At 68.5% G+C, this 5915-nt stretch carries 5 protein-coding genes; 1 reads left to right on the top strand and 4 read right to left on the bottom strand.

What is annotated here, in order from left to right; genetic code table 11:
- Both WBP48_RS14495 and WBP48_RS14490 read right to left on the bottom strand, forming a co-directional pair.
- Positions 1–1955: ABC transporter ATP-binding protein (locus WBP48_RS14495; protein ID WP_424441461.1), on the bottom strand; the 1955-nt coding region annotated here is incomplete at its 3' end.
- A 51-nt stretch (positions 1956–2006) separates the two neighbouring features.
- Positions 2007–2645, bottom strand: a complete 639-nt coding sequence (locus WBP48_RS14490; protein WP_424441460.1) for a DUF1345 domain-containing protein — start codon at positions 2643–2645, stop codon at positions 2007–2009.
- Between the two features lie 146 nt (positions 2646–2791).
- Between WBP48_RS14490 and WBP48_RS14485 the strand changes: the two genes are divergently transcribed.
- A complete protein-coding gene (locus tag WBP48_RS14485) occupies positions 2792–4276 on the top strand; it encodes a DHA2 family efflux MFS transporter permease subunit (RefSeq protein WP_424441459.1) in 1485 nt (494 codons plus the stop codon).
- 8 nt (positions 4277–4284) lie between these two features.
- Here WBP48_RS14485 and WBP48_RS14480 read toward each other — a convergent pair whose 3' ends face one another.
- Both WBP48_RS14480 and WBP48_RS14475 read right to left on the bottom strand, forming a co-directional pair.
- Entirely contained in the window at positions 4285–4665 is a 381-nt protein-coding gene (locus tag WBP48_RS14480) for a hypothetical protein (RefSeq protein WP_424441458.1), read from the bottom strand.
- Between the two features lie 186 nt (positions 4666–4851).
- Positions 4852–5802, bottom strand: coding sequence for a transposase (locus WBP48_RS14475; RefSeq protein WP_424441457.1), 951 nt, complete (start codon positions 5800–5802; stop codon positions 4852–4854).
- Positions 5803–5915: the final 113 nt, after the last annotated feature.

Genomic DNA, 5915 nt, shown 5'->3' with positions numbered 1-5915 from the left:
CCGGGGGAACCGGCCGGCGCCTTGTCGGCGCGCCGATCGGGGAGGTCCGGCCGCGCTGTGCCCTGCGGCTCCATCCCTTCGATGCGCGACGCCGCGAGCTGCTCGGCGGCGAGCTCCGCGTACAGTCCGCCCCGCGCCAGCAACTCCGCGTGGGTGCCGGACTCGACGATACGCCCCGCGTCGACGACATGGATGACGTCCGCGCCGACCACCGTCGACAGCCGGTGGGCGATCGACAGCGTGGTCCGGCCCTGCGCGACGCTGTCGATGGCCTCCTGTACGACCCGCTCCGACACGGTGTCCAGCGCGCTGGTCGCCTCGTCGAGCAGGAGCACAGGCGGGTCCTTCAATAGCACGCGCGCGATCGCGATCCGCTGCTTCTCGCCGCCCGAGAGGCGGTAGCCCCGCTCCCCGACGACGGTGTCGTAGCCGTGCTCGTACCCGGTGATGATGTGATGGATGTTCGCGGCGACGCAGGCCGCCTCCACCTCGGCATCCGCCGCATCGGGCTTGGCGTACCGCAAGTTCTCGCGGATCGTGGCGTGAAAGAGGTAGGTCTCCTGCGACACGATGCCGACGTGGTCGATGATCGACTCGTGGGTGAGAGCCCGCACGTCGGTGCCGCTGAACATCACGCCTCCCCCGGTGACCTCGTACAGGCGCGGCGCGAGGTAGAGGATCGTCGTCTTGCCGGCACCGGACGGTCCGACGAAGGCGACGTGCTGTCCGGGTTCGGCGACGAACGACACCCCGCCGAGAGTAGGCCGAGCGTCCGGTGCCGCGTCGGGATAGCGGAAGACGACGTCGCGGAACTCGATCCGTCCCACGGGCCCGGGGGCTGCCGCGACATCGACGGCGTCGGGCGCGTCACGGATGGCCGGAACGAGATCGAGGTATTCGAAGATGCGCGCGAACAGTGCGCGCGAGGTCTGCAAGTCCAGCGCGACCCGCATGAGTCCCATGAGCGGCTGCAGCAGCCGCGCCTGCACGGTCGTGAACGCGACGACGGTACCGGCCGTGATGGCGCCGGTGCCGCCGGCGATGAGCCATCCCGCGACGAGGTAGATGACGGCCGGCACAGATGCCATCAGCACCTGCACGACCGCGAAGAATCCCTGGCCGCTCATCGCGCGCTGGACCTGCAGCCGCACCTGGTTGACGTTCTCGTCGCGGTAGCGCTGCGACTCGGTGCGCTGCCGGTTGAAGGCCTTCGACAGCAGGATGCCGCTGACCGAAAGTGTCTCCTGCGTGATGCTCGACAGCTCCGACAGCGATTCCTGCGTCTGGCCGGCGATGCGCGCTCGTACCTGACCGACGCGCCGTTGCACGAACACGAGGATCGGCATGAGGAACACGGCGATGAGCGTCAGCCGCCAGTCGATGAGAACCATCGCGACGAGGGCGGAGATGACCGTGACGACGTTGCCGAGAATGCTCGTCACGGTGTTCGTCAGCACGCCGGATACCCCGCCGACGTCGTTCTGCAGGCGGGACTGGATGACGCCGGTCTTGGTACGCGTGAAGAAGCCCAGCTCCATCGCCTGCAGGTGATCGAACAGCTTCACACGCAGATCCCCCGTCACCCGGTTGCCCACGGTGGCGGTGAGCCAGGTCTGCGCGATGCCGAGCGCCGCCGACAGCAGGAACAGACCTATCATCGCGAGCACGAGCCGTAGGAGGAGAGGCAGGTCCGGACCGCCGCCCGCGACCGGGAAGAGGGCGTCGTCGAAGATCCGCTGGACGATGAGCGGAGGGATCACGCCGATCGCCGCTCCCGCGACGACGAGGATGCCGGTGACCACGATCCGGCCGAAGTATGGCCGGAACAAGGACAGCACACGAACCCCGAGCCCCGAGATCTGCGGCGCCTCGGCGTTGAGCTTGCGCTGGGCGGATTCGTCCACACCGCGGAAGCCACCACCGCGGCCACCACCGGAACCGCCCATGCCGCCCATCGCCATGCGTGTCAGCCTAACTTTTCGGGGGCGCTGCCGCGCTCATGACGCTCACCCGAGCCCGGCGACGAGGTTGATCACGGTGGCGAGGATGACGGCGCCGAACAGATAGGCCAGCAGTGTCTGCGCAATGACGAGCCGTCGGACCTCGGTCGTGCTTACATCCGTATCTGCGACCTGATAGGTCATACCGAGCCCGATCGCGAAGTACGCGAACTCGATGTAGCTGGGATCCGAGTGCTGATGGAAGTCGATGCCGCCCACAGGATGCGAGAAGTACAGGTGGGCGTAGCGCAGGAGGTAGTCGACCTGTATCAGCGCCCACGACGCCGCGACCGACACTACGGCGAGAGCGGCCATGACGGAGGTGTACGCGCGGTCGTCATCGTGCGCCTGCACCAGCACGATCGCGACGGCGCTGAGGCTCACGAGGCTTCCCACCAGCGCGAACACCCGCGCCATCGGTCGACCCGGGTCTTCGCGGGTCGCGTGGCTGCGCGTCTGCTCAGCATCCATCGGCCAGATCACCACGACGACCCACACGACACTCGTCAGCGCGAACACCGACCAGCCCGCGAGGACGGCCGCCGCGACCCCGAAGACGGACAGCAGGGCGAGCGCGGCGACGATGCCGGCCGCGAGGCTCGTCAGCGTACGAAGCAACGCCGCTGAACGTCGGGACCTGGCCATGATCCGATCGTGCCACGGCTGCCGGGAATGCGACGTCGGCGCCTCCGGTTACAGTTGAGGTTCCCTGCCGGCTCTCGGCACGTCATCCACCTCTCACGGCTGCCCGCGATGGCGCGCGGCGCCACCCCGACCATCGAGGAGAACCCATGACTGCGACAGACACGGCCCCGGCATACCCCCGCATCCTCACTCCTGCGCAGAACCGGGTGGTGTGGCTGCTGTTGGCGGCCGCATTCGTCACGATCCTCAACGAGACGACGATGGGCGTCGCGATCCCGCACCTCATCGACGACCTCGGCATCACGGCGGTCGCGGCGCAGTGGCTGACCACCGCGTTCATGTTGACGATGGCGGTCGTGATCCCGACGACCGGCTTCTTGCTGCGCCGGTTCACGACGCGCGCGATGTTCGGCGCGGCGATGGGGCTCTTCTCGGCGGGCACTCTTGTCGCCCTCCTTGCGCCGGGCTTCGAGGTGCTGCTGGCCGGCCGCGTCATCCAGGCATCGGGTACCGCGATCGTCATGCCGCTCCTGATGACGACGCTGATGACCGTGGTGCCGCCGCACCATCGCGGGCGCATGATGGGCCGCGTGAGCGTGGTCATCTCGCTCGCCCCGGCGATCGGTCCGACGATGGCGGGTGTGGTGCTCGACAACCTCACGTGGCGCTGGATCTTCGCGATCGTGCTGCCGGTGGCCGTCGCCGCGCTGGTGGCCGGAGTGCGGTGGATACCGAACGTCGGCGAGCAGACCCACGCTCCGATCGACGGCTTGTCGGTCGTGCTCTCGGCTCTCGGATTCGGCGGTCTCGTTTTCGGCCTCAGCCAGATCGGAAGCGGCGGACATGGAGCCGACGCATCGGCAGCCGCAGCAACGGCCACCGCCACGCTGGTGATCGCCATCGCGCTCGGGGCGGTGGCGCTCGCGCTGTTCCTGTGGCGTCAGGTCGTGCTGCAGAGAAAGGACGACGCGCTGCTCGATCTGCGCATCTTCCGCTCCGGCAACTTCTCACTCTCGGTCGCGCACTTCGCCGTGATGTCGATGGCTTTCTTCGGCACGATCACGGTGCTGCCGTTGTACCTGCAGGACACGGTCGGACTGTCGGCCAGTGAGTCCGGCCTCGTCGTGCTGCCCGGCGCTCTCGCGATGGGCTTGCTCGGCCCGGTCATCGGCCGGGTCTACGACCGCTGGGGGACGCGAGTGCTCCTCGTGCCCGGCACGGTGATCGTCCTCGCCATCCTGTGGGGGTTTACGACGCTCACCGAGACGACGCCGGTGTGGATTCTGGTGGTCACGCAGACGGTGCTGTCGATCGGCCTCGCGATGTCGTTCACGCCGCTGTTCACTGCTTCCCTCGGATCCCTTGAAGCGAAGTACTATTCGTACGGTAGCGCGACTGTCTCGACAGTGCAGCAGGTCGCCGGCGCGGCAGGAATCGCCGTGCTCATCTCGGTCATGTCCTCCGTGGGACAAGCGGCGGCGGACTCCGGCGTCGCCGATGCCGCGGCCGGCGCCGCAGGAGCACGCGCCGCGTTTCTGGTGGCCGCGATCGTCGGGACGCCGTTGCTGATCAGCGCCGCCCTGATCCGCAAGCCTGCCGACATGCCGGGTGAGGCTTCACACGCCCACTGACGACTTCGTCAGTGGTGGATGAGCGACTTGAGCACCACGATCACGATGCCGAACAGCGCCGTCATGGCGGCGCTGCCCACCCGCGGCCAGAAGCGCGTGGTCCATCGAGCGGCGGCCACCCATCCGAGGAGCGCGAGCAGCGCCGTATCCAGCAGCAGGGCGCTCCAGATCGCAATATCGTCGTCCACGATGTGCGTGACGCCGAGCAGCAGAACCGCCAGCGGGATCAGCGAGATCACCAGCAGCCCCTCGGAGTGGTGGACGCTGGCGGCGACGCTCGCACGCACGCTCGGGCGCTCGACGTCCGGGTCGCCGGCCGCCCGGGCGAGGCGGGCGATCGTTCCGGCGTAGACGTGCGCGGCGAAGAACACCACGACGGTGACCACCACGGTCAGCAGTGCGTTCAGACCCGGATCCGCGAGTAGTGGTTGTTGGTGTGTGATTTCGGGTTCTCGTGCTTCGGTCCGCCGGGGTTCGCTGGTTCGGGCGTGACGGTGTCGCGCCTGTCGCGGCGTTGGGCGGAGGTTCCGGCCTCGGGGTCCTTCGGGTTGTGGGCGGGCGGAGGGGTCGGTGTGCTATCCGCTGGGGTCGGGGAGGGCTTGCAGCCGGGGCAGCACGATTTCCAGGAGGTGACCGCCGGGTGGGAGGCGCAGCAGGATGGTCCTGCTTTGCCGGATCAGGCGTGCGGGGGTGCGGATGATCTCGCGCCGGAATCGGGTCACGGTGAACCGTCCGCGGCCGTTGCCGTGATCGGTGCTGGCCAGTTCCTGCGTCCACGCGGCGATCGCGCAGCCGAGCAGCGCGGCGTGCATCCATACGGTGTTGACGGCGCGGTTCGCCGACGGCAGGTGCCGCAGCGCCGTGCCGTGCTTGGCGTCTTTGTTCAACGCTTCGATGTCGGTGCGGTGCCGGTACCAGTACTCGACCTCCGCCAGGGCCAGCCCGCGCTCATCCTCGGGTGCGTCTTCGGGGTCGGTCAGGTCGATGTCGGTGAGGATGAACGAGTACCCGTAGACGGCGTCGACGAGCCCGTCCAGGGCGAGGGTGAGCTGGGCGGCGGGGATGGTGCGGCGCTTGCGGGCGCGGGCGGTGGGGATCATCTCCACCGGGATGCGGGTGCGGCGGGCGATGCACCGGATTCCCGCGTCTTCGGGCCAGGTGCCGGGCAGGTAGCCGATGACGGCGATCTCGGTATGCTCCATCCCGATCGCGGGGACCCACGCATCGTCTGGGGCGTGGGTGGCGGCGGCCATCAGCGGGCGGGTGCGTTTCGCGCCGATCGCGAACGACACGCCCCGTTCGATACATGCCTGGGCGAGGGCGGCGGCGAAATAGCCCGCGTCCCACCGGGTCCGGATGTGCTCGACGCCGTCGGGTAGCGCGGCGATCGCGGCGTCCAGGATCTCGACCATGTTCTGGCGGGGATCCTCGGTCCCGCCCAGAAGCGTCGCGGCCAGCGGCACCCCGGCCTCGGCCCAGTGCGCGATGTGCGGGCGCAGCGTCAGCGCGCCGGTAGGGCTTGTCAAGTTTTCTGTGTAAGCGGTTTGGTTTAGTGGTTGAAGTAGTAGTCGATGTCGTTGATCTGGGCGCGGATCTCGCCGGTGAGGGAGTCGAAGTCGCCGAGGTAGATGTCGTGCCG

The sequence above is a fragment of the Microbacterium sp. genome (assembly GCF_049661145.1).
Lineage (GTDB): Bacteria > Actinomycetota > Actinomycetes > Actinomycetales > Microbacteriaceae > Microbacterium.
The sequence above is the reverse complement of the archived record's forward strand: the minus strand, read 5'-3'. Positions and strand labels throughout refer to the sequence as shown.

Bases quoted from the DNA above. Each gene is read 5' to 3' on its own strand.
- WBP48_RS14490 (WP_424441460.1), bottom strand. From the start codon at position 2,645: ATGGCCAGGTCCCGACGTTCAGCGGCGTTGCTTCGTACGCTGACGAGC.
- WBP48_RS14485 (WP_424441459.1), top strand. From the start codon at position 2,792: ATGACTGCGACAGACACGGCCCCGGCATACCCCCGCATCCTCACTCCT.